The 24,065-nt window shown below is 67.4% G+C and carries 21 protein-coding genes; 13 read left to right on the forward strand and 8 right to left on the reverse strand.

Translation table 11 applies throughout. The features are described from left to right. Nucleotides 1-37 precede the first annotated feature (37 nt). From can to asnS, 5 genes are all read right to left on the reverse strand, one after another. Nucleotides 38-700: a carbonate dehydratase gene (gene can, locus IB227_RS18000; protein ID WP_192288522.1), complete on the reverse strand. Its 663-nt coding sequence runs from the start codon at nucleotides 698-700 to the stop codon at nucleotides 38-40. 77 nt (nucleotides 701-777) lie between these two features. Continuing rightward, nucleotides 778-1,416 (reverse strand): FMN-binding negative transcriptional regulator, encoded by a 639-nt coding sequence (locus tag IB227_RS18005; RefSeq protein WP_192288523.1) that lies wholly within the window; start codon nucleotides 1,414-1,416, stop codon nucleotides 778-780. 9 nt (nucleotides 1,417-1,425) lie between these two features. Then, nucleotides 1,426-1,740 carry a hypothetical protein gene (locus IB227_RS18010; RefSeq protein WP_192288524.1) on the reverse strand — a complete coding sequence of 105 codons (315 nt, stop codon included), beginning with the start codon at nucleotides 1,738-1,740 and terminating at the stop codon, nucleotides 1,426-1,428. After that, on the reverse strand, nucleotides 1,737-2,042 hold the full coding sequence (locus tag IB227_RS18015; protein ID WP_132864256.1) for a hypothetical protein: 306 nt from the start codon (nucleotides 2,040-2,042) through the stop codon (nucleotides 1,737-1,739). Before IB227_RS18015 ends, IB227_RS18010 begins: the two co-directional genes overlap by 4 nt. Before the next feature lie 108 nt (nucleotides 2,043-2,150). Further along, nucleotides 2,151-3,545, reverse strand: coding sequence for an asparagine--tRNA ligase (gene asnS, locus IB227_RS18020; protein ID WP_132864255.1), 1,395 nt, complete (start codon nucleotides 3,543-3,545; stop codon nucleotides 2,151-2,153). A 150-nt stretch (nucleotides 3,546-3,695) separates the two neighbouring features. Here asnS and IB227_RS18025 point away from each other — a divergent pair, with 150 nt between their 5' ends. Beyond that, the gene (locus tag IB227_RS18025) at nucleotides 3,696-4,034 is read left to right on the forward strand and encodes an iron-sulfur cluster assembly accessory protein (protein WP_132864254.1); all 339 of its coding nucleotides are present in this window, start codon (nucleotides 3,696-3,698) and stop codon (nucleotides 4,032-4,034) included. Nucleotides 4,035-4,142: 108 nt separating this feature from the next. Here the strand turns inward: IB227_RS18025 and IB227_RS18030 are convergent, their stop codons facing one another. Beyond that, the gene (locus IB227_RS18030; RefSeq protein ID WP_192288525.1) at nucleotides 4,143-5,354 is read right to left on the reverse strand and encodes an MFS transporter; all 1,212 of its coding nucleotides are present in this window, start codon (nucleotides 5,352-5,354) and stop codon (nucleotides 4,143-4,145) included. Nucleotides 5,355-5,603: 249 nt separating this feature from the next. Between IB227_RS18030 and rpsF the strand changes: the two genes are divergently transcribed. The 12 genes from rpsF (at nucleotide 5,604) to IB227_RS18090 (ending at nucleotide 22,314) form a co-directional block, all read left to right on the forward strand. After that, nucleotides 5,604-6,035 (forward strand): 30S ribosomal protein S6, encoded by a 432-nt coding sequence (gene rpsF / locus IB227_RS18035; protein WP_132864252.1) that lies wholly within the window; start codon nucleotides 5,604-5,606, stop codon nucleotides 6,033-6,035. Nucleotides 6,036-6,046: 11 nt separating this feature from the next. Further along, nucleotides 6,047-6,277: a 30S ribosomal protein S18 gene (gene rpsR / locus IB227_RS18040; protein ID WP_054666474.1), complete on the forward strand. Its 231-nt coding sequence runs from the start codon at nucleotides 6,047-6,049 to the stop codon at nucleotides 6,275-6,277. Between the two features lie 123 nt (nucleotides 6,278-6,400). Beyond that, nucleotides 6,401-6,850: a 50S ribosomal protein L9 gene (rplI, locus tag IB227_RS18045; RefSeq protein WP_192288526.1), complete on the forward strand. Its 450-nt coding sequence runs from the start codon at nucleotides 6,401-6,403 to the stop codon at nucleotides 6,848-6,850. Between the two features lie 228 nt (nucleotides 6,851-7,078). After that, nucleotides 7,079-10,582, forward strand: a complete 3,504-nt coding sequence (smc, locus tag IB227_RS18050; protein ID WP_192288527.1) for a chromosome segregation protein SMC — start codon at nucleotides 7,079-7,081, stop codon at nucleotides 10,580-10,582. 48 nt (nucleotides 10,583-10,630) lie between these two features. Beyond that, entirely contained in the window at nucleotides 10,631-11,368 is a 738-nt protein-coding gene (gene zipA, locus IB227_RS18055) for a cell division protein ZipA (protein ID WP_132864249.1), read from the forward strand. A 166-nt stretch (nucleotides 11,369-11,534) separates the two neighbouring features. Beyond that, nucleotides 11,535-14,009 (forward strand): NAD-dependent DNA ligase LigA, encoded by a 2,475-nt coding sequence (ligA, locus tag IB227_RS18060; RefSeq protein WP_192288528.1) that lies wholly within the window; start codon nucleotides 11,535-11,537, stop codon nucleotides 14,007-14,009. After that, nucleotides 14,006-14,488 (forward strand): GNAT family N-acetyltransferase, encoded by a 483-nt coding sequence (locus IB227_RS18065; RefSeq protein ID WP_192288529.1) that lies wholly within the window; start codon nucleotides 14,006-14,008, stop codon nucleotides 14,486-14,488. The genes ligA and IB227_RS18065 overlap by 4 nt, the downstream gene beginning before the upstream one ends. Then, nucleotides 14,485-15,429 (forward strand): EF-P lysine aminoacylase EpmA, encoded by a 945-nt coding sequence (gene epmA, locus IB227_RS18070; RefSeq protein ID WP_192288530.1) that lies wholly within the window; start codon nucleotides 14,485-14,487, stop codon nucleotides 15,427-15,429. Before IB227_RS18065 ends, epmA begins: the two co-directional genes overlap by 4 nt. A 238-nt stretch (nucleotides 15,430-15,667) precedes the next feature. Next, nucleotides 15,668-16,351: a DUF3011 domain-containing protein gene (locus tag IB227_RS18075; protein ID WP_192288531.1), complete on the forward strand. Its 684-nt coding sequence runs from the start codon at nucleotides 15,668-15,670 to the stop codon at nucleotides 16,349-16,351. Between the two features lie 34 nt (nucleotides 16,352-16,385). Further along, nucleotides 16,386-17,447, forward strand: coding sequence for an S-methyl-5-thioribose-1-phosphate isomerase (gene mtnA / locus IB227_RS18080; protein WP_192288532.1), 1,062 nt, complete (start codon nucleotides 16,386-16,388; stop codon nucleotides 17,445-17,447). A gap of 280 nt (nucleotides 17,448-17,727) precedes the next feature. Further along, complete coding sequence (gyrA, locus tag IB227_RS18085; protein ID WP_192288533.1) at nucleotides 17,728-20,433, forward strand: DNA gyrase subunit A; 2,706 nt, start codon at nucleotides 17,728-17,730, stop codon at nucleotides 20,431-20,433. 261 nt (nucleotides 20,434-20,694) lie between these two features. Next, nucleotides 20,695-22,314 carry an acyl-CoA synthetase gene (locus IB227_RS18090; protein WP_192288534.1) on the forward strand — a complete coding sequence of 540 codons (1,620 nt, stop codon included), beginning with the start codon at nucleotides 20,695-20,697 and terminating at the stop codon, nucleotides 22,312-22,314. Nucleotides 22,315-22,365: 51 nt separating this feature from the next. On the opposite strand, the gene IB227_RS18095 is transcribed toward IB227_RS18090, so the two are convergent. Together IB227_RS18095 and IB227_RS18100 are read right to left on the reverse strand one after the other, a co-directional pair. Further along, nucleotides 22,366-22,758, reverse strand: a complete 393-nt coding sequence (locus IB227_RS18095) for a DUF3037 domain-containing protein (protein WP_192288535.1) — start codon at nucleotides 22,756-22,758, stop codon at nucleotides 22,366-22,368. Beyond that, complete coding sequence (locus IB227_RS18100; protein ID WP_192288536.1) at nucleotides 22,736-23,512, reverse strand: HipA family kinase; 777 nt, start codon at nucleotides 23,510-23,512, stop codon at nucleotides 22,736-22,738. Before IB227_RS18100 ends, IB227_RS18095 begins: the two co-directional genes overlap by 23 nt. Nucleotides 23,513-24,065 lie beyond the last annotated feature (553 nt).

Genomic DNA, 24,065 nt, shown 5'->3' on the forward strand with positions numbered 1-24,065 from the left:
ATGAGGGGGCTCTTTTGCGTAAGCCCAAACGTACGACTCAGTGCCGCTTGCCGCGCCGCGGCACGAACGACAATGCCTTCTCGTAGGCCGGCTGCAGATCTTCCGGCGCACCGACGTCGATGCCCATCTCGCTTACCCGGCCGTCGCGCAGGCTGTAGACCCAGCCGTGCACCATCAGCTTCTGGCCGCGTGCCCAGGCGTCCTGCACGATGGTGGAGTGGCAGGCATTGACCACCTGCTCGATCACGTTCAGTTCGCACAGGCGGGCGTGGCGCAGCTCCGGGTCCTCGATCTGGGACAGGATGTCGTTGTGCTTCTGCGCGACATCGCCGACGTGGCGCAGCCAGTTGTCGGCCAGGCCGACGCGCACCTTGTTCAACGCCGCATGCACGCCGCCACAACCGTAGTGGCCGACGATCAGGATGTGCTTGATCTTGAGCTGGTCCACCGCGTACTGGATCACGCTCAGGCAGTTCAGGTCGGTATGCACCACCACGTTGGCGACATTGCGGTGCACGAACACCTCGCCTGGCGCCATGCCGATGATCTGGTTGGCCGGTACGCGCGAGTCGGAGCAGCCGATCCACAGGTATTCGGGGTTCTGCTGCTTGGCCAGCTGGTGGAAGAACTCCGGGTCTTCACGTTCGATCCGGTCCGCCCATTCGCGGTTGTTCTGAAGCAGCTTGAGGATGTCTTTCATCGTTGGGATTCCCTTGCGATCAGGTAGGAGAGGGCGCCGCACCGCGGGGCGGTGCGACGTCGCGGGAAGCGTTGTCGTCAGTCGTCGCCGGCCAGTCCGCGGCGGAACCGGCGCATCCACTGCGCAAGTTCGCGGTTGTCGGCATCGGCCAGCGCATCGAGGGCATCGATGACGGCCAGCTGGTTGGATTCGGGATGGTTCTGGCTGAACTTCAGCGTGAGTTCGGTGCGCTGTGCCTGGAAGCGGAAGCCGACGATGCCGCGCAGCATGCGCTGGTGGGGCGCATGGTCGCGTTCAAAGCGCCAGGCCTGGCCGGCGCGGGCCTCGAAATGGTCGCTGAGCTGTTCCAGCAGGTGGGAAAGGCCGTCGGCGTCATTGAAGGTGTGCAACTGGCCGGTCAACTCGGCGCCGGCATGGTTCCAGGTCGGGACCCGCGAGGCGGCCTCCTTGTCCGGGTACCAGCTGGCCGACACATAGCCGTGCGGTCCGTTGACCAGCACCTTGGCCGCGCCGGAATGGCGGGCCTGCGGGTTGGGCCGCGCCCAATGGCCGCTCAGCTCGATCCGGTCGCCCTCACGCCGGTACAGCACCGGCAGCCGGGTGGCTTCCGGCAGGCCGTCGGCGCCGAGGGTCAGCACGGTGACGAACGGGTCGCGCGCCAGCAACAGGTCCAGCCAGCGCAGATCGGTTTCGGCGAAGGCGGCCGGGGTGAACATCGGCCCGGATCAGGCCCGCCCGCCGAGCAGTTGCACCATGCGTCCGCGCAGGGCGTCGTCATCGCGGGCCTGCGGTGGCTGCACCTCGCTCAGCGAGAAGCCGCGTGCCAGTGCATCTTCTTCGTCCAGGCCGTCGTAGGCCACGAATTCGGCGTCGAACAGCTGCGCGCGGGCGGTGTCCTCGCTGTCATAGCTGAGCGTGTTGCCGTCGCTGTCCAGCACCTCGGCGGTGCCGGCCGGGCGCACGCGCAGGCGTGCCCAGATCAGGGTGTTGCCGAGTTGGGCCAGCCACCACTGGTCGGTGGGCGTGTCGGAATCGTTCATTTCAGTACCAGGGAATAGAGCCAAAGCAGGCCGGCCATGCCCAGCCCGAACCAGATCACGTACAACGCGATCCGGGCCGGGGTGGCCAGGCCGCTGAGTGCGCGGTCATCGAGCGCGCGGTAGCGGCCGCTGACCAGCCAGCGCAAGGCCTTGCCATCGAGGAAGGCGAACTCGCCAAAGCCGTCGGCAACCGCCGGGTGGCGGTCGCGGACATGCACCAGGGTCAGCGGCCAGAAGATCAGCAGCGCGCTGAACCCGGCGATGGCCACGCCGACGAAGCACAGGGCGAAGAACAGGGTCATGCGCGCGGAGCCCGGTGACGGCAAGCAAGGGCAGGGCGGACGGCCGTGCCATGGGCGGTGACGGTGTTCACGGCGACCTGCTTTCTCATCACAAGGCTCCTGTCGATATCAGAACTCGGCCGAACCCGGGGCGCGCGGGTAGGGGATGGCGTCGCGGATGTTGGACAGGCCGCAGACGTAGACCACCAGGCGCTCGAAGCCCAGGCCGAAGCCGGCGTGCGGCACCGAGCCGTAGCGACGGAAATCGCGGTACCACTGGTAGTGCTCCGGATCCAGGCCGAACTGCGCCATGCGCGCGTCCAGCACGTCCAGGCGCTCTTCGCGCTGGCTGCCGCCGATGATCTCGCCGATGCCCGGGGCCAGCACGTCCATCGCCGCGACGGTCCTGCCGTCGTCGTTCAGGCGCATGTAGAACGCCTTGATGTGCTCGGGGTAGTTGGTCACCACCACCGGGCGGCCGACGTGTTCCTCGGTCAGCCAGCGCTCGTGCTCGGTCTGCAGGTCCAGGCCCCATTCGACCGGGTAGTCGAACTTCTTGCCCGACTTCTGCAGCAGGGTGATCGCATCGCTGTACTCGATGCGCTCGAACGGTGCGTTGACGAACGACTCCAGGCGGGTGATGGCGTCCTTCTGCACGCGCTCGGCGATGAAGGCCATGTCGTCGGCGCGCTCGTCGAGCACCGCGCGGAACAGGTACTTCAGGAATTCCTCGGCCACGCGCGCGTCCTCGGCCAGGTCGGCGAAGGCGATCTCCGGCTCCACCATCCAGAACTCGGCCAGGTGGCGGGTGGTGTGGCTGTTCTCGGCGCGGAAGGTCGGGCCGAAGGTGTAGACCTTGCTCAGTGCCAGGCAGTACGCCTCGACGTTGAGCTGGCCGGACACGGTCAGGAAGGTTTCCTTGCCGAAGAAGTCGCGGCTGAAGTCGATCTCGCCGTTGCCGGTGCGCGGCAGGTTGGCCATGTCCAGCGTGGAGACGCGGAACATCTGGCCGGCGCCTTCGGCGTCGGAGGTGGTGATGATCGGGGTGCTGATCCAGTAGAAGCCGTTCTCGTGGAAGTAACGGTGCACGGCCTTGGACAGGCAGTCGCGGATGCGGGTGACCGCACCGAACAGGTTGGTGCGCGGGCGCAGGTGCGCCACTTCACGCAGGAACTCCGGCGACATCGGCTTGGGCTGGATCGGGTAGGTCAGCGGGTCCTCGACCCAGCCGACCACTTCCAGCGTCTGTGCCTGGATCTCGAAGCTCTGCCCCTTGCCCTGCGACTTGACCAGGGTGCCGGTGGCGATCACCGAACAGCTGGGGGTCAGGCTCTTGATCTCTTCGAAATTGGACAGCGTGTCGGTAGCCACGACCTGGATCGGGGCAAAGCCCGAGCCGTCGCTGACGTTGACGAAGGCCAGCCCCGCCGAGCCGCGCACCGTGCGCACCCACCCGCGAACCGTGACTTCTCCGCCTTCCGGGATCTTCCCGGCAAGGGCGTGTGCAACGCTGACCACCGTCATGACTTGAATCCTCTGTTGATCGACTCGATCTGTGAATGCGTGATTTTAGCGGCCTAAACGCCGGGCACGCGAGGCATTTATCAACGCTTGCGCTTCCCGGAGCCTGGCCACATCTATAATTGGACCGTAAATCCGCTGGAGTCGCCCCGCATGGCTGTTCATCTGACCCCCGTCGCCCATTCGCGCGTGCAGCGCTTCGTCAGTTCCACGCCCGGCGCGTTGGGCCTGCGTTTTGGCGTGACCCGCACGGGTTGCTCCGGTTGGGGGCACATCACCGACCTGGCCAAGGACCAGCGTGAAGGCGATACCGTGTTCGAGCAGGACGGGGTGCGCATCTACGTCGACGCGCAGAGCCTGCCGCTGGTGGATGGCACCGAGATCGACTTCGGCAAGCATGGCCTCAGCGAGACCTTCACCTTCAACAATCCCAACGCCGCCGCCGAATGCGGGTGCGGGGAGAGCTTCACCACCGACGAAGCCCTGGGCTGAGTCGACCGCCCAGCCGCGCTGGCGCCGAACCGCGCGCCACTGCGGCCTTGCCCGACGGATTCCCGCCGGGCGTCCGTGCCCAGCAAGCGTGCCGGGCATGGCTCGGCATTACGTGCAGGTTTGTCCTGCCGGCGTCTGGCGACGCTCCAGCGCCACCGCCACGCCCCACAGCAGCAGGCCGACCGCCGCCGTCGCGGCGCCGACCCAGCCGGTCGAGCCATAGCCGAAACCTGCACCGATCGCCATGCCGCCCAGCCAGGGACCCAGCGCATTGGCGGTGTTGAACGCGGCATGGTTCGACGCCGCGGCCAGCGTCTGGGCCTCGCCGGCGGCGTCCATCAGGCGGGTCTGCAGGGCCGCGGCCAGGGCGCCCATGGTGCCCACCGCGATCACTGCCGGCACCATCGCCCAGGCCGAGTGCGCGGCCAGCGGGTACAGCAGCAACACCACGATCGACCAGGCCAGCAACACGCCGGCGGCGCGGAACTGCAACCGGTCCACCAGCTTGCCGCCGGCCACGTTGCCGATGATGGCGCCCACGCCGAACAGGCAGACCGCCACCGGCATCCAGCGTTCGTCCACGCCGGTGACATGCACCAGGGTCGGTGCGAGGTAGGTGAATACGCAGAACATGCCGGCGAAGCCGATCGCGCCGATCGCCAGCGCCAGCCAGACCTGCGGCGTGTTGAAGGCGCGCAGCTCGCGCATCGGCGTGGTGCGCGCCTCGTTCGGGTCGGGGGCCAGCTGGCGGGCGACCATCAGCACGGTGGCGATGGCCAGCAGGCTGACCAGGCCGAAGGCGGTGCGCCAGGTGAACTGCTGGCCCAGCCAGGTCGTCAATGGATTGCCGACCAGGATGGCGATGGACAGTCCCAGCAGCACCCGCGAGACGGCCGAGCCGCGCTGTTCGGGCGGGCTGATCGAGGCGGCCACCAGCATCGCCACGCCGAAATAGGCGCCATGCGGCAGGCCGGCCACGAAGCGGGCCAGCAGCATCGTGGCGTAGTTCGGCGCCAGGGCGCTGGCCAGGTTACCAGCGGCATAGAAGCCCATCAGCCACAACAGCAGGGTGCGCCGGCTCACGCTGGCGCCGGCGAAGGCCAGTACCGGCGCGCCCACCACCACGCCGATCGCGTAGGCGCTGATCAGGTGGCCGACCTGGGCTTCGCTGATGGCCAGGCCACGGCTGATCTCCAGCATCAGGCCCATGCTGGCGAATTCGCTGGTGCCGATGGCGAAGCCGCCGAGGGAGAGGGCGAGGAGGATGAAGGTGCGTTGGCGCGGGCTCAGCGAGGCGGCCAGGGAGGGCAGAGGGGGCACGAGGGCTCCGGGTGCGGCGTGAAAGCGGTTACAGAGTGTACTTGCTGCGGCGCAGCAGTTGATTGGTCGGGCCGGGTGCAAGCATCGGATGCTGTGTTCAGCCGGACGCACTGCCTGACTTGCCTGCGGGCCGGTTCGGGTGGATAATTGCCGGCTTCCTGCGCCCCGGCGCGGGATCCCTTGCCCCACCGCAATCCACGGCGGGGGGCTGTCCGGCCCGCAAGGGCTACATCCGAAAGGTATGAAAACATGAGTCGTCATTACGAAGTCGTGTTCCTGGTCCACCCGGACCAGAGCGAACAGGTTCCCGCCATGATCGAGCGCTACAAGGCGCTGGTCGAAGCCGGCAACGGCACCATCCACCGTCTGGAAGACTGGGGTCGCCGCCAGCTGGCGTACCCGATCCAGAACCTGGTCAAGGCCCACTATGTTCTGCTGAACATCGAAGCCGACCAGTCGGTCCTGAACGAGCTGACCGAAAGCTTCCGCTTCAACGACGCCGTGCTGCGCAACCTGGTCATCAAGCGTGACGAGGCTGACACCGAGCAGTCGCTGATCATGAAGAGCAAGGACGAGAAGGGTGACAAGCCCGAGCGTGGCGAGCGTCGTCGTCGTGACGACGAAGAAGGTGCCACTTCCAACAACGACGAAGCCGGCGACGACGCCGCTTCTGCTGAATAAGGAGCACTTTCATGTCCAAGTTCTTCCGTCGCCGTAAGTTCTGCAAGTTCACCGCCGAAGGCGTGAAGGAGATCGATTACAAGGATCTCAACACCCTGCGCCAGTACCTGACCGAGAATGGCAAGATCGTCCCGAGCCGCGTCACCGGCACCAAGTCCAAGTACCAGCGCCAGCTGTCGACGGCCGTCAAGCGCGCCCGTTTCCTGGCCCTGATCCCGTACACGGACAACCACGACGTCTGATAAGGCGCGGAGCGCTGGCCGGCCCTGCCGGTTCGGGCGCTCCGGTCTTCTCTACACCGTCCATTCGGACAGCAAGCGTTGCGGCGCCCCCGGGTGCCGCTAACGAATAACGGAGCACTACCAATGAAGCTGATTCTCCTGCAGAAAGTGACCAACCTCGGCGGCCTGGGCGACCTGGTCGACGTGAAGCCGGGCTACGGCCGCAACTTCCTCGTGCCGCAGGGCAAGGCCGTCCCGGCCACCGAGAGCAACGTTGCCGAGTTCGAAGCCAAGCGCGCCGAGTACGAAGCCAAGGCCAAGGCCGCCCATGACGGCGCCGAAGGCCGCGCTGCTAAGTTCGAAGGCGCCAGCGTCACCATCGGTGCGCACGCTTCGACCGAAGGCAAGCTGTACGGTTCGGTTGGCCCGCGCGACATCGCCGAAGCCTTCACCGCTGCCGGCCTGGAGCTGAGCAAGAGCGAAGTGATCCTGGGCGAAGGCGCGTTCCGCAACGTGGGCGAGTACGACGTGATCGTCAAGCTGCACGCCGACGTGGAAACCACCGTCAAGGTCATCGTCGAAGCCGACGCCTGATCCTGCCGCACGGGTTGCAAAGAACGGGCGCCGAAAGGCGCCCGTTTCTTTTGCCCGGCCGCCGCCGACCGCCCGTGAACCAAGGGTGTCGCTATACTCGGTTGCCAATGCCGCCTCGTGAACATTGAATCTCCTCGGATATCAATGACTTGGGGGCGGAAGCGGAACCTCCGGAGTTTCCCTCCGGGCAACGGCTGGAACGCCGGGGCCCGCCAACAGCCCGAATCCATGCGTCTATCCACGATCAAGCTCTCTGGTTTCAAGTCGTTCGTCGATCCCACGACGCTGCACCTGCCGACCAACATGACCGGCGTGGTCGGCCCGAACGGCTGTGGCAAGTCCAACATCATCGACGCGGTGCGCTGGGTGATGGGCGAGAGCTCGGCCAGCCGCCTGCGCGGCGATTCGCTGACCGACGTGATCTTTTCCGGCGCCTCCGGGCGCAAGCCGGTGTCGCAGGCCACGGTCGAGCTGATCTTCGACAATTCCGACCACACCATTTCCGGCGAGTACGCCTCGTTCACCGAGATCTCGGTCAAGCGCACCGTCAGCCGCGACGGCAGCAGCAACTATTACTTGAACGGCACCAAGTGCCGGCGTCGCGACATCACCGACCTGTTCCTGGGTACCGGCCTTGGGCCGCGCAGCTACTCGATCATCGAGCAGGGCATGATCAGCCAGATCATCGAGGCGCGCCCGGAAGACCTGCGCGTGTATCTGGAGGAGGCGGCCGGCATCTCCAAGTACAAGGAGCGCCGCAAGGAAACCGAGACCCGCATCCGCCACACCCGCGAGAACCTGGACCGCCTGAACGACCTGCGCGAGGAGATCGGCAAGCAGCTGGAGCACCTCAAGCGCCAGGCCAGGCAGGCCGAGCAGTACCAGGCCTTGCAGGAAGAGCGCCGGGTCAAGGATGCCGAATGGAAGGCGTTGGAGTTCCGTGGGCTGGATGGCCGCCTGGGTGGGCTGCGCGAGGCGCTGTCGCGGGAGGAAACCAAGCTGCAGCAGCTGATCGCCGAGCAGCGCGAGGCCGAGAGCGGCATCGAGACCGGCCGCGTGCGCCGCGAGGAGGCCGCCGAGGCGCTCAATCGCGCCCAGGCCGACGTCTATCAGGTGGGCAGCACGCTGGCCCGCCTCGAACAGCAGATCCAGCACCAGCGCGAGATGGCGCAACGCCTGCACAAGGCGCGTGACGAGACCCGGCAGGCGCTGGCCGACCTGGGCCAGCACATCAGCGGCGACGAAGCCCGCCTGATCGTGCTGCGTGAAGCGGTCGACGAGGCCGAGCCGAAGCTGGAGCAGTTGCAGGAAGAGAACGAATTCCGCCAGGAAGCCCTGCGTGAGGCCGAGGCCCGGCTGGCCGACTGGCAGCTGCGCTGGGAGGCGCACACCCGCAACACCTCCGAAGCCACCCGTTCCGGCGAAGTCGAGCGCACCCGCGTGGACTACCTGGATCGACAGATCCTGGAAGCCGATCGCCGCCGCGAAGCCCTCAGCGCCGAGCGTGCCAGCCTGGACCTGGACGCGCTGGCCGAGGCCTTCGAGCAACTGCAACTGCAGCATGAAACCCAGAAGACCACGGTCGACGAACTGAGCGAGCAGGTCGAATCCCGCAAGGAGGCCGCCGCGACGTTGCAGGAAACGCAGCGCGGCAGCCAGTCCGAGCTGGCCGACGTGCGCCAGCAGGTGCAGGCCGCGCGCGGCCGGTTGTCCTCGCTGGAAGCGCTGCAGCAGGCGGCGCTGGGCCAGGAGCAGGGTGCCGCGGTGGCCTGGTTGAAGGCGCGCGGGCTGGATTCGGCGGCGCGTGTGGGCGAGCGCATCAGTGTCGAAGGCGGTTGGGAAAACGCGGTGGAAAGCGCGTTGGGCCAGCTGATCGAGGGCGTGCTGGTGGAAGCGCCGGAAACCCTGGTCGAAGCGCTGGGCGAACTCGGCGAAGGCCGCATCACGCTGGTGTCGGCCGACGAAGGCAAGGCGGATTTCGCCGCGACCTCGCTGGCCGCCAAGGTGCAGGGGCCGTTGGCCATCCGCCGTCTGCTGATGCATCTGCACGCGGCCGAGGACCTGCCCCAGGCGCGGGCGTTACAGGCCAAGCTGCCGGCGGGCGATGCGGTCATCACCCGTGACGGCGAGCGGTTGGGCGATGGTTGGCTTCAGGTGTCCCATTCCGGTGCCGCCCAGCAGGGTGCGCTGCTGCGTGAGCGCGAGATCGTCTCCCTGCGTGAGCAGATCGAGGGCCTGCAGGCCCGGGAAGGTGAGCTGGTCGAACAGCTGGCCAGCCTGCGCGAGCAGTTGCTGGCCGCAGAGCAGCACCGCGAGGAAGCGCAGCGGGCCCTGTACCAGGCGCACCGCGCGACGTCGGAACTGGCGGGGCAACTGCAGAGCCAGCAGGGGCGCGTGGATGCTGCGCGGACCCGCATCGAGCGCATCGAGAACGAGTTGGCCCAGCTGCTCGAAGCACTGGATGAAAGCCGCGAGCAGGCCAGCGAGGCGCGCGTGCGGCTGGAAGATGCGGTGTCGAGCATGGGCGACCTGGAGTCGGGCAAGCAGACGCTGGAAAGCGAACGCCGGCAGCTGACCGAAGCACGTGACCTGGCCCGCGACGGTGCGCGCAGCGTGCGCGACAACATGCATGCATTGGCCCTGACGCTGGAGTCGCAGCGCACCCAGATCGCCTCGTTGAGCCAGGCGCTGGAGCGCATGAGCAGCCAGCGCGGGCAACTGGATTCGCGCCTGGGCGAACTGCATTCGCAGCTGGATGACGGTGACACGCCGGTGCAGGCGCTGGAAGCCGAGCACCAGAACGCATTGGGCGAGCGGGTTCGCGTGGAGCGCGTGCTGGGCGAGGCGCGGGCGCTGCTGGAGAGCGTGGACGCCGAGCTGCGCAAGCTGGAGCAGACCCGCCAGCAGCGCGACGAGCAGGCGCTGGCCCAGCGCGAACGCATTTCCCAGCGCAAGCTGGACCAGCAGGCGCTGGTGCTCAGCGCCGAGCAGTTGTCCGGCGCGGTCGAGAAGGCCGGGTTCGTCCTGCAGGACGTGATCAACACGCTGCCCGAGGACGCGCGCCTGTCCGACTGGGAGCAGGCCGTGCACCAGATCGACGCGCGCATGCGCCGGCTGGAACCGGTCAATCTGGCGGCGATCCAGGAGTACGGCGAGGCGTCGCAGCGCTCGGAGTACCTGGACGCGCAGAACGTGGACCTGACCACCGCGCTGGAGACGCTGGAAGACGCCATCCGCAAGATCGACCGCGAGACCCGCGGCCGTTTCAAGGACACCTTCGACCGCGTCAACACCGGCGTGCAGGCACTGTACCCGCGCCTGTTCGGCGGCGGCCATGCCTACCTGGAGCTGACCGGCGAAGACCTGCTCGACACCGGCGTGACCATCATGGCGCGCCCACCGGGCAAGCGCGTGTCCAGCATCTCGCTGCTGTCCGGCGGCGAGAAGGCGATGACCGCGGTGGCGCTGGTGTTTGCCATCTTCCAGCTCAACCCGGCCCCGTTCTGCCTGCTGGACGAGGTGGACGCACCGCTGGACGAGGCCAACGTCGGCCGCCTGGCCAACATGGTCAAGGAAATGAGCGAGAAGGTGCAGTTCCTGTTCGTCAGCCATAACAAGGCCACCATGGAGGCTGCCCACCAGCTCTCCGGCGTGACCATGCGCGAGCCGGGCGTCAGCCGTCTGGTCAGCGTGGACCTGGAAGAAGCCGCGCGATTGGCGGGCGCGGCCTGACGTGCCATTCTTTAGCCACCTGAACGATTTACCCGGAGATTCCCACGCATGTCCGACATGGCACTGTTGCGTATCGGCATTCTGGTTGCCGGACTGCTGCTGATTGCAGCCATCTTCCTGTTTGGCCGCCCCCGCAAGGCGGCGCAGGGCAAGCGCAAGGAGCCGGTGGACACCGCCGAGCGCCCGTCGCGGCGTGAGCCGGTACTGGGCGCGGTGGAAGAGGGCGGTGCGCCGGGCGAAGGTGCCGATGGCGAACCGGTAACCCAGGCCGAGCTGGGCCTGCCCGACACCGAGCCGGCCGGTGGCAGCGACCTGGGCAAGCGCCCGAGCCAGGATTTCGACAAGATCGTTTCCCTGTACGTCGCCGCCCGCGCCGGCCAGGTGCTGCGTGGCGAAGACATCGTGGTGGCTGCCGAGAAGACCGGGCTGGTCTTCGGTTACATGGGCGTGTTCCACCGCTTGGTCGAGGGCCACCCGGAGCGGGGGCCGATCTTCTCGATGGCCAGCATCATGAAGCCGGGGAGTTTCGACATGGCCAACATTCGTGAGATGGAGACCCCGGCCATTGCTTTCTTCCTGACCTTGCCGGCGCCGATGACCGCGCTGGATGCCTGGGAAAAGATGCTGCCGACCGTGCAGCGCATGGGCGAGCTGCTCGACGGCGTGGTGCTGGATGACAGCCGCAACGCCCTCGGCCGCCAACGCATCGCGCATATCCGCGACGAGCTGCGCGCCTACGACCGCCAGCACCAGGCGCCGCCGCTGACCAAGTCGCCGCGCTGGTGATCTTCCCCCTCCCTTTGCCGCAGGCAAGGGGAGGGCCGGGGAGGGGGCCTTTCGCATCTTCCTCGGGCCGCAGATGAGAACCTCCGTTGGCAGGTATTGCCGCCAACGCGACCACAACGGCTCCGGCCCTCATCGCATCCACACCCTCGCGGTTTAAAATCACCGCATGACTTCCAACACCCCCGCCTCCCAGCGCGTCGCCGAGCTGCGAAAGCTGCTGACCGACGCTTCACGCGCCTATCACGAGCGCGACGAACAGATCATTCCCGACGCCGAGTACGACCACCTCATCCGTGAGTTGGAGGCGCTGGAGGCGGCGCATCCGGAGTTGGATTCGCCCGACTCGGTGACCCATGCGGTGGGCGGCAAGGCGTCCTCGCGGTTTCCCGAGGTCGTGCATGCGGTGCCGATGCTGTCGCTGGGCAATGCCTTCAGCGACGAGGAAGTGCGTGACTTCGTGCGCCGCATCGACGAGCGCCTGCGCCGGCCGACGCTGATGTTCTCCGCCGAGCCCAAGCTCGACGGCCTGGCGATCAACCTGCGCTACGAAAACGGCGTGTTCGTGCAGGGCGCGACCCGTGGCGACGGTGCCACCGGCGAGGACGTCAGCGCCAACCTGCGCCAGATCAAGGTGATCCCGCAGCAGTTGCAGGGCGAGGGCTGGCCGGACGTGCTGGAAGTGCGCGGCGAGGTCTACATGCCGCGCGCGGACTTCGAGCGCTACAACGAGCAGGCGCGCCTGCACGGCGGCAAGGTGCTGGCCAACCCGCGCAACGGCGCGGCTGGCTCGCTGCGCCAGCTGGACCCGAAGATCAGCGCCCAACGCCCGCTGAGCTTCTATGCCTACGGTCTGGGCGAAGTGGACGGTGAACTGCCGCCGACCCATTCCGGCACGCTCGCGCAGCTGGCGCGCTGGGGCTTCCCGGTCAGCGACCTGTGCCAGGTGGTGGAAGGTGCCGATGGCCTGCTGGCGTATTACCGCGACATCGGCGCGCGCCGCGACGGCCTGGCCTTCGACATCGATGGCGTGGTCTACAAGCTCGATGACCGCGAAGGCCAGCAGGAAATGGGCTTCGTTGCGCGCGCGCCGCGTTGGGCCATCGCCCACAAGTTCCCGGCGCAGGAGCAGACCACCACGGTCGAGGCCATCGAGATCCAGATCGGCCGCACCGGCGCGGCGACGCCGGTGGCCCGCCTGAAGCCGGTGCACGTGGCCGGCGTGGTGGTGACCAACGCCACCCTGCACAACGCCGACCAGATCGCGCGGTTGGACGTGCGCGTCGGCGACACGGTGATCGTGCGCCGTGCCGGTGACGTGATCCCGGAAGTGGTCAGCGTCATCACCGACCGCCGCCCCGAGGGCACCACGCCGTGGCAGATGCCGGCCAACTGCCCGGTGTGCGGTTCGGAAATCGTCCGCGAGGAAGGCGAGGCGGTATGGCGTTGCTCCGGTGAGCTGAGCTGCCCGGCGCAGCGCAAGGAGGCCATTGCCCATTTCGCCTCGCGCAAGGCCATGGACATCGATGGGCTCGGTGACAAGTACATCGAGACGCTGGTGGATGCCGGCATCGTGCGCGGCGTGGCCGACCTGTACGCGCTGCAGCGCGACCAGTTGCTGGTGCTGAAGCTGGCGCTGGATGCCGAATCGCCGGAGGCCTTGGCGTCGCAGCTCAGCCTGCATCTGGCACCGGAAGGCAGCGGCGGGACGCTGAACCAGATCCTCCGGCTGGACGTGGCCGACGCCGGCTGGCGTGCGCAGGCATTGTCGGTGCCCGCCCGTTTCGAATGGAACACGAAGAAGATCGCGACCAAGTGGGCCGACAACCTCATCGCCGCCATCGCCAACAGCCGCAGTACCACGCTCAGCCGGCTGCTGTTCGCGCTGGGCATCGAGCACGTCGGCGAGAGCACGGCCAAGGCGTTGTCGGTCTGGTTTGGTGACCTGGCGCTGATCCGCCGCATGCCGTGGCCGCTGTTCAAGCGGGTGCCCGACATCGGTGGCGAAGTCGCGCGTTCGATCGGCCACTTCATGGCGCAGCCGGGCAACCAGCAGGCCATCGATGCGTTACTGGCGCGTGGCGTGCAGATCACCGATGCACACGCCCCCCACGCCAAGCTGCGCGCCGAGCTGAACCTGGCCAACCTGCTGCAGGACCTGGAGATTCCCAAGGTCACGCCGGTACGGGCCAAGCAGTTGGCCGAAGCGTTCCCCTCGGCCGAGGCGATCCGCGACGAAAGCGCGCACAACTTCGTCACCGCCGGATTGCCGGCGGAGACCGCCAATGCGCTGGTGGCATGGCTGGACGTGGATGCCAACGCAGCCTTGTTCTCCGCCGCCGGGGCTGCGTTGCAGCAGTTGCTGGCGCTGACGCCCGAGGCGCAGCAGCAGGCGGCCGGTCCGCTGGAAGGCCAGACCGTGGTGCTGACCGGCACGCTGGCGCAGATGAACCGCGACGACGCCAAGGCGCAGCTGGAGGCGCTGGGCGCCAAGGTCGCCGGCAGCGTGTCGAAGAAGACCAGCTTCGTCGTCGCCGGCACCGAGGCCGGTTCCAAACTGGACAAGGCCAATGAACTGGGCGTGGCGGTGTGGGATGAAGCCCGGCTGCTGGCCTTCCTCGCCGAGAACGGGAAGCAGGCATGAGCGACGAACTGAAATGCCGTGTCGCCGACGCGCAGGACTTCCCGCGCATCATCGGCATGGTCCGTGATTTCTACGCCGAAGACCGCATCACCTACCAGCCCGCGCTGGTCGAGCCCGGCCTGCGCACGGTGCTGGAGGATGAGCGCTGCGGCGCCGTCCTGCTGTTGTCCTCCGAGGCGGTTGCCGACGCGGGTTACGTGACCCTGGGGTGGTGTTTCAGCGTCGAGCAGGGAGGGCGTTTCGTTCTGCTCGACGAGTTGTACCTGGCGCCCGCCGCGCGTGGCCGTGGTTGGGGCCGGCAGGCATTGGCGCTGGCGCGGGACTGGGCCGCAGGGCAGGGCGCGGCGGTGATCCGGCTGGAGGTCAATCACCACAACGCGCGGGCCAAGTCGCTGTACCTGTCGGCCGGGTATCGCGATGACGCACGCGACATCCTGACGTTGCCGCTGGTCGACGCGGTCGGGGAGCTGCACTCGTGATCGAGGCATTGCGCCTGCGGGCACGTCTGAATGCACTGATCCGCGCGTTCTTCGCGCGCCGGGAGGTGCTGGAGGTGGAAACGCCGATCATGTCCGCCGCCGGCAACACCGAGCCGAACATCGAGGGCTTCCAGACCCGCTTCACCGGGCACGTGGATGCCGGTTCGCCGCTGCGCTGGCTGCGGACCTCGCCGGAATATCCCCTCAAGCGGCTGCTGGCCGCCGGCGTGGGCGACTGCTACGAACTGGGCCGGGTGTTCCGCAACGGCGAAGCCGGTGGCCGGCACAACCCCGAGTTCACCATGCTGGAGTGGTACCGCGTCGGCTGGGACCATCACCAGCTGATCGAGGAAACCATTGCGCTGGTGCGCGAAGCGCTGGCCGCGGTGGGTCGCGAAGCGTCGGTGCGCGTACTGACCTACCGCCAGTTGTTCCTGGAGACGATCGGGCTGGATCCCTTCCTGGCCGATGAAGCCACCCTGCGCGCGGCGCTGGGTGAGGTCGGCATCCAGCCCGAGGGCCTGACCCGCGATGATTGGCTGGACCTGCTGATGACCCATCGCATCCAGGCCCACTTCCTGCCTGACCAGATCACCGTCATCCATGACTGGCCCGCCACCCAGGCGGCACTGGCCAGGATCCGCAGGGAGGATCCGCCGGTGGCCGAGCGCTTCGAGTTGTACCTGGGGGCGTTCGAACTGGCCAACGGCTACCACGAGCTGACCGACGCGCAGGAGCAGCGCCAGCGCTTCCAGCGTGACCTCGCGATCCGCGCTTCGCGTGGTGCGGAGGTGTTGCCGCTGGATGAGGCATTCCTGGCGGCGCTGCCGTCGATGCCTGCCTGCGCGGGCGTAGCGGTGGGCGTGGATCGCCTGCTGATGGCGTTGGCCGGCACCTCGCGCATCGCCGACGTGCTGGCGTTCGACTTCGCCAACGCCTGAACCGTCTTGCGATGCGCATGGCCTGAACAGACGCGGCGTTCATCGGCGAGGACGCTATCGCGGGATGAACGGGAATCATCTGAATATTCCCCGTAATGCCGATGATTTCAGGCCAATCACCCGTTCAGGTCATGGACCTGCCTTGCCGGCATGGCGATGATGATGCTTTGATCACAACCACTCGGGCACTGTGCCCGTGCCGGAATCCATCAAGGCTGCAAGGGGGCGTGAGCATCGGATGAAGGGAGTTTTTGGCCTGTTGTTGCTGGTGTCGCCTTCGCTGCTTGCAGCGGAGGGGGGCGGGCCTGACACCCCGGCGCCCTTGGTCGTGCGCTGCGAGTCCGGCGAGATGGAACGCGTGTTCTGTCCGATGGATGTCTCCCGTGGCGTGCAGATGGTGCGCCAGCTCTCCAGCCGTGATTGCATCCGCGAAACCAGCTGGGGCGTGGAGGGCGACGCGATCTGGGTCAGCGAAGGCTGTCGTGCCGAGTTCGCCCGCCGTGGCAGCAGCTCGCGGGTGTCGCGGCGGGTGGTGCGCTGCGAGTCGAAGGGGCGCTACGAATCCTGCCCGGTGGTCCTGCGTGGTGCCCCGGTGCGGCTGTTGCGCCAGCAGTCGGTATTGCCGTGCCGGGAAGGGCGTAGCTGGGGCTACGACCGCAACGAGATCTGGGTCAGCCGCGGGTGCCAGGGCCAGTTCGAGGTGGGCGCCGAGGACGGCTCGGGCTTCGTCGACGTCCCGCGCCGCGTCGTCTGCGAATCCAAGGGCGGGCTGCGCCGCGAATGCGGCGTCAGCGTCACCCGCCGGGTCACCCTGGTCGAACAGCTGTCCAGCGCGGCCTGCCGCGAGGGCGACAGCTGGGGCTGGGATCGCTTCGGCATCTGGGTCGACAAAGGCTGCCGGGCGGAATTTTCCGCCGATTGAACGGGCCGCCAGGCGGGCCGATTACAATGGCCCGATGAACGCCATCCCCACCATCGATTACGCCCGTTACGACCACATCCGCCCGATCCGCTGGACGGGTGACGCCCTTGAACTGCTGGACCAGCGCAAGCTGCCGTTCGTCGTGGAGCACGTGCTGTGCCATGACAGCGACGCCGTGGCCGAGGCCATCCATGCGTTGACCGTGCGGGGCGCGCCGGCCATCGGCATCGCCGCGGCCTGGGGCGTGGTGCTGGCGGCGCGTGAAGTGCAGGCGGCCGATGGCGCTGCGGCGCTGGTGATGCTGGAGCCGGCGCTGGAGCGCCTGAATGCCTCGCGCCCGACCGCGGTCAACCTGGCCTGGGCGCTGGCGCGCATGCGCCGGGCGCTGGCGACTGCCGGGGCGGACTGGAAGCAGGTGCTGGCGCTGGAAGCGCAGGCCATCGCCGACGAGGACCTCGCGGCCAACCGGCACATGGGCGCGTTGGGCGCCGGGTTGATCGCCCCGGGCAGCGGCGTGCTGACCCATTGCAACACCGGTTCACTGGCCACCGCGGGCTTTGGCACCGCGCTGGGCGTGATCCGCGCCGGCAAGGCGCAGGGCAACATCGCGCGCGTATTTGCCGGCGAAACCCGGCCGTGGCTGCAGGGTGCACGGCTGACCGTGTGGGAACTGCAGCAGGACGGCATCGACGCCACCCTGATCGCCGACTCGGCCGCCTCGCACCTGATGAAGACCGGTGCGGTGCAGTGGGTGATCGTCGGCGCCGACCGCATCTGCGCCAACGGCGACACCGCCAACAAGATCGGCACCTACCAGTTGGCCATCGCCGCGCGCCACCACGGCGTCAAGTTCATGGTGGTGGCGCCGTCCTCGACGGTGGACATGAACACCGCCCATGGCGACCAGATCGAGATCGAGCAGCGTGATCCGGGCGAGCTGTTTGGCGTCGGTGGCGTGCGCACCGTCGCCGAAGGCATTGCAGCCTGGAACCCGGTGTTCGATGTCACCCCGGGCGAGCTGATCGATGCCATCGTCACCGAGCGCGGCGTGATCCTGAAGCCGGACGCCGCGGCCATGGCAGCGGCCTTCGCCTGAACCAGCACCCGGCCCGAGCCAGCGTCCACCCCGGTAGTGCCGAGCCACGCCCGGCAAGGGGGCTCCTGGCAAGGCCCCCGCGGAGCGTGGCTTGGCTCCGTGGTGTTTCCCGTGCCGGCGCGGCACGCCGGCATCGTCCAGAAAGCGGCGCCTAAGTTCCTGATTTGTTCCGGTAAAACCCCCGTCTGTGATAGACTCCATCGGTTGATTCAAGGCTCCGGCGGGGTTGCCTCCAAGGCCACTCCACCGGACGGGATCGTCACCAGACAACGGAACCCGAATGGCAGAAACAGCCAAGGAAATCATCCAGGTAAAACTGGAAGACGAGATGCGCAAGAGCTACCTCGATTACGCCATGAGCGTGATCGTCGGACGCGCACTCCCCGATGCACGCGATGGCCTCAAGCCGGTCCATCGCCGTGTCCTGTTCGCGATGAACGAACTGGGCGCGCACAGCAACAAGCCCTACTACAAGTCGGCGCGTATCGTCGGTGACGTCATCGGTAAGTACCACCCGCATGGCGACCAGTCGGTGTACGACACGCTGGTGCGTCTGGCGCAGCCGTTCTCGCTGCGTTACATGCTGGTGGACGGCCAGGGTAACTTCGGTTCGATCGACGGTGACTCGGCCGCGGCCATGCGATACACCGAGGCGCGCATGTCGCGCCTGGCGCATGAGCTGATCGCCGACCTGGACAAGGAAACCGTCGATTTCCAGCCCAACTACGACGAGAAGGAACTGGAGCCGACGGTCATGCCGACCCGGTTCCCGAACCTGCTGGTCAACGGTTCGGCCGGCATCGCGGTGGGCATGGCCACCAACATCCCGCCGCACAACCTGGCGGAGTCCATCAGTGCCTGCATCGCCTTGATCGACGACCCGTCGATCGATGTCGATGGCCTGATGGAATACATCCCGGGCCCGGACTTCCCGACCGCCGGCATCATCAACGGCACCGCGGGCATCATCGCCGGCTACCGCACCGGCCGTGGCCGCGTGCGCATCCGTGCCAAGGCCGATATCGAAGTGGCCGACAATGGCCGCGAGTCGATCATCGTCACCGAGATCCCGTACCAGGTGAACAAGGCGCGGTTGATCGAGAAGATCGCCGAGCTGGTCAAGGAAAAGAAGCTCGAAGGCATCAGCGAGCTGCGCGATGAGTCCGACAAGGACGGCATGCGCATCTACATCGAGATCAAGCGCGGTGAGTCTGCCGAGGTTGTGCTCAACAACCTGTACCAGCAGACCCAGATGGAGTCGGTGTTCGGCATCAACATGGTGGCGCTGGTCGACGGCCGCCCGAAGTTGATGAACCTCAAGGAGATGCTGGAGTCCTTCCTCCGCCATCGCCGTGAAGTGGTTACCCGCCGCACCATCTTCGAACTGCGCAAGGCCCGTGCCCGCGCGCACGTGCTGGAAGGCCTGACCGTCGCATTGGCCAACATCGACGAGATGATCGAGCTGATCAAGACGTCGGCCAACCCGGGCGAGGCCAAGGAGCGCATGCTGGCCAAGGTGTGGGAGCCGGGCCTGGTGGGCTCGTTGCTGGCCGCCACCGGTGCCGAGGCGTCGCGTCCGGAAGACCTGCCCAAGGGCATCGGCCTGGTCAACGGCAACTACCAGTTGTCCGAAGTCCAGGCCACCCAGATCCTGGAAATGCGCCTGCACCGCCTGACCGGGCTGGAGCAGGACCGCCTGACCGAGGAATACCGCCAGCTGCTGGTGGTGATCGCCGGCCTGATCGAGATCCTGGAAGACCCGGAGCGCCTGCGCCAGGTCATCCGCGAGGAACTGGTCGCCATCAAGGTCGAGTACGGCGACGAGCGCCGCACCGAGATCCGCCACAGCGAGGAAGACCTGGACATCCTCGACCTGATCGCGCCGGAAGACGTGGTGGTGACGCTGTCGCGCGCCGGTTACGTCAAGCGCCAGCCGGTCAGTGCCTACCGCGCCCAGCGTCGCGGTGGCCGTGGCCGCAGTGCGGCGGCGACCAAGGACGAGGATTCGATCGAACAGCTGTGGCTGGTCAACACGCATGACACGCTGCTGACCTTCACCAGCTCGGGCAAGGTGTTCTGGCTGCCGGTGCACCAGTTGCCGGAGGCCGGCTCCACCGCGCGCGGCCGCCCGATCATCAACTGGATCGCGCTGGAGAACGGCGAGCGCGTGCAGGCGGTGTTGCCGGTACGCGAGTACGACGACAACCACTTCGTGTTCTTCGCCACCCGCAACGGTACGGTCAAGAAGACGCCGCTGAGCGAGTTCGCGTTCCGTCTGGCGCGCGGCAAGATCGCCATCAACCTCGATGAAGGCGATGCGCTGGTCGGCGTTGGCCTGACCGATGGCGAGCGCGACGTGCTGCTGTTCGCGTCCAACGGCAAGACCGTCCGCTTCGGCGAGGACCGGGTCCGCTCGATGGGCCGTACCGCCACCGGTGTGCGCGGCATCAAGCTCGCCAACGGCGAGGAAGTGGTCAGCCTGATCGTGGCCGAAAGCGCCGGCGGCGCCGAGGACGAGAACGAGGACGAGGGCAGCAGCGTCGAGGACGTGGCAACCGATGGCGGCGAGATCGTCGACAACGGCAGCGACGATGCCAGCATCCGCTACATCCTGACCGCGACCGAGAACGGCTACGGCAAGCGCACCCCGCTGGCCGACTACCCGCGCAAGGGTCGTGGCACCCAGGGTGTGATCGGCATCCAGACCAGCGAGCGCAACGGCAAGCTGGTCAGTGCGGTGCTGATGGGCACCAGCGATGAAGTGCTGTTGATCTCCGACGGCGGCACGCTGGTGCGTACCCGTGGTTCGGAAATCTCGCGCGTGGGCCGCAACACCCAGGGCGTGACCCTGATCCGCCTGTCCAAGGGCGAGAAGCTGCAGGCCGTCGAACGCCTGGATGCCTCGCTGGACGACGGTGAGGACGTCCTCGACGACGACGCCAACACCTCGGCGGATGAAACGGCACCGGCCACGCCGGAAGCCTGATCGCCGCAGCGGTTGGAATGAGAAAGGCGCCGGCTTGCCGGCGCCTTTCTCTTTGCGGGAACGCTGCTTGCGGGGCTGCGCCGGGAAGGATGAACGGCGCGTGCGCCAGGCCGGCGGAGAGGCCACCTCCGGCGCGGATCCCAACGCAGGACGGGCCGTCCGCCAACAATGAGCCAATTCCCTGCGACTAAGGTCGCAGCGACAAACCCCCGCCTCCTGCCCGACTCTCTGCCGGCACATCACCGGAGAGAGGGCCCCTCGATGTATCAGGATCTTGGCCGCAACCAGGCCAACTACACGCCGTTGTCGCCGCTGAGCTTCCTGCGCAAGGCGGCCACCGTGCACCCGCAGCGGTTGGCGGTGGTGCATGGCGAGCGGCGCCTGAGCTGGGCTCAGGTGCAGGCGCGTTGCCGTCGATTGGCGTCGGCATTGCAGCGCATGGGCGTGGCCGAAGGCGATACCGTGGCGGCGTTGCTGCCCAATACGCCGGCGATGATCGAGCTGCACTTCGCCCCGGCCATGCTCGGTGCCGTGCTCAATACGCTCAACACCCGCCTGGACGCGGAAACGCTTGCATTCATGCTGGACCACGGCGAGGCCAAGGTGGTGTTCGTGGACCGCGAGTTCTCGCCGGTGATGAAGCGGGCGCTGGCGCTGTGCCGGGAGGCACCGCAGGTCATCGACGTGGACGATGCGGCCATCGAGGAAGGCGAGTTCCTTGGTGCGATCGAGTACGAAGCGTTGCTGGAAACCGGTGACCCGACGTTCGCCTACGGCCTGCCCGGCGACGAATGGAATGCGATCGCGCTGAACTACACCTCGGGCACCACCGGCGACCCGAAGGGCGTGGTCTACCACCATCGCGGCGCTTACTTGAACGCGGTGGCCAACATCATCGATTGGGGCATGCCGCCGCATCCGGTCTACCTGTGGACGCTGCCGATGTTCCACTGCAACGGCTGGTGTTTCCCGTGGACGATGGCTGCCGTCGCAGGCACCCAGGTCTGCCTGCGGCGATTCGACCGCAAGCAGGTGCTGGAACTGATGCGCACACATGGCGTCACCCACTACTGCGGTGCGCCGGTGGTGCATGCCGCGTTGGCGGCGGCACCGGAGGAACTGAAGCAGGGGCTTGCCGGCGTGAAGGGGCAGGTGGCCGGTGCCGCGCCGCCGGCGGCGGTGCTGGAAGAAATGGAGCGCATGGGCGTGGAGATCACCCACGTCTACGGCCTCACCGAAGTCTACGGCCCTGCATCGATCTGCCAACCGAAGCCGGAGTGGGCGCAGTTGCCCATCGACGAACGCGCCGAGCTCAACAGTCGCCAGGGCGTGGCCTGCCTGTTGCAGGAAGACATGCAGGTGCTGGACCCCGATACCCTGCAGCCGGTGCCGTGGGACGGCGCCAGCGTCGGGGAAATCATGTTCCGCGGCAACATCACCATGAAGGGCTACCTGAAGAACCCCCGCGCCACCGATGCGGCCTTCTCCGGTGGCTGGTTCCGCACCGGTGACCTTGCCGTGGTGTATGCCGACGGCAACGTGAAGATCCGTGACCGCTCCAAGGACGTGATCATTTCCGGCGGCGAGAACATTTCCTCGCTGGAAGTGGAAGACGTGCTGTGCCGCCACCCTTCGGTGCTCGCCGCGGCCGTGGTGGCCAGGCCGGATCCGAAGTGGGGCGAGACGCCATGTGCCTTCGTCGAGTTGAAGGACGAACTGGACCTCAGCCCGGACGCAGCCCTGGCGCATTGCCGCCAGAATCTGGCCGGTTTCAAGGTGCCCAAACGCTTCGTGTTCGGGCCGCTGCCGCGGACGGCCACCGGCAAGGTGCAGAAGTTCGCGCTGCGCGATGCCGCGCGTGCCTTGACGGACGCCGAATGAACAATGGCCCGCGTGATGCGGGCCATTGTCCAGCCGTGTACGTGCTGGCGGTCAGCGCGGTACGCGCACCATCCGCTCGAGCAGGTGCTCGACGATGCCCGCCGGTTCGCGGGTGCGGCCGACGTGGGTCACCGAGGTCTGCACCACCGAGCTGCGCTTGGCGGTGAGGAAATGGAAGCGTGCCCGCGGCGGCAGCTGTGCGATCGGGCCGGCTTCGGCGCGGCCTTCGCAGATGGCGACGATGGCGTCCAGCCAGGGGCGCAATGCCTCCAGGTCCAGTTGCGGGGCGAACGCCTGCAGGCGTGCTTCATCGATCTCGATGGCCGCCTGCAGATGCCCGGCGCTCGGGCAGGACACGATCACGCCGACATTGATGAATTCCTCACGCTCGACCCGCGGCACGACGCGGATCACCGCGTAGTCATACGTGTGCAGCGTGGGCACGGATGGCCTCCTGTACGAATGCATCCCGCAGCTGCAGGCGGCGCTTGAGGTAATCGGCGTAGGCCTTCCGGTAGCTGGCGGCATCGGCAAACGCCGGCTCGCCCTGCAGCCAGGCATCCGGGATCAGCGCGACGATGTCGTCGATGACCGCATCGGTCAGCAGCGGGGCCAGTGCGCGGTCGGCGCCGGCGATGTCCTTGGCGAAGGGCAGCAGCACATGGTCACGGATGAGGACGAAGGGCTTGGCGCAGGCCTCGCCGGCGTTCTCCCAGTCGTGGTGGAAGTACAGCGCGGCACCGTGGTCGATCAGGTACAGCTTGCGGTGCCAGACCATCAGGTTGGGGTTACGTACGGTGCGGTCCACGTTGCTGGTGTAGGCATCGAACCAGACGATGCGCGAGGCCAGCGCGGCATCGGGCTGCATCGCCGCCGGATCGTAGTTGATCGCACCGGGCAGGTAGTCGCTGCCCAGGTTGGTGCCCTCGCTGGCGCGGATGAGGTCCTGGATCTCGGGGTCCGGCTCGGTGCGCGCGAATTCGCGGTCCAGTTCGACCAGGACGATCTCCGGGATGGGCAAGCCAAGCGCGCGGGCCAGTTCGCCGGCGACCAGTTCGGCGATCAGCGCCTTCGGTCCCTGGCCGGCGCCACGGAATTTGATGACGTACATGCCATCGTCGTCGGCCTCGATCACGGCTGGCAGGGACCCCCCTTCGCGCAGCGGTGTGATGTAGCGGGTTGCGTGGACGGTTCTCAAGACGTGTGCCGTTGCTGGCGTTGGGGCGACAAGCCTAGCGTATCGGGCGCGCGATGGCGGTGACCGGGTTGGGTGCGTGGATGGATGCGGGACGCGCGGCGTTGCTGCGCTCCCTCCCTTCCGCGCGGCGAAGGAAAGGGCTGGGGAGGGGAGCTTGTGCGGGGGCTGCAGGAGTCGCGGCTTCGCGGCCGAGGCCGCTCCTACGGGGTGCATGAGCGCTGGTGCTGCGCCCCCTCCCTTTCGCGTAGCGAAGGGGAGGGTTGGGGAGGGGTAGCTTTGCGGGACTGCAGAAAGGGTGGCTTCGCGGCCGAGGCCACGCCTACGGAGTGCATGAGCGCCGGTGCTGCGCTCCCTCCCTTTCGCGCAGCGAAGGGGAGGGCAGGGGAGGGGTGGCTCTGCGAGACCGCAGGAGTCGTGGCTTCGCGGCCGAGGCTGCTCCTACGAGGTGCATGAGCGCCAGTGCTGCGCTCCCTCCCTTTCGCGCAGCGAAGGAAAGGGCTGGTGAGGGGGAGCTTTTGCGGGACTGCAGGAGTCGTGGCTTCGCGGCCGAGGC

The organism is Stenotrophomonas sp. STM01 (assembly GCF_014852135.1).
In the GTDB taxonomy this organism is placed as follows: Bacteria; Pseudomonadota; Gammaproteobacteria; order Xanthomonadales; family Xanthomonadaceae; genus Stenotrophomonas; species Stenotrophomonas capsici.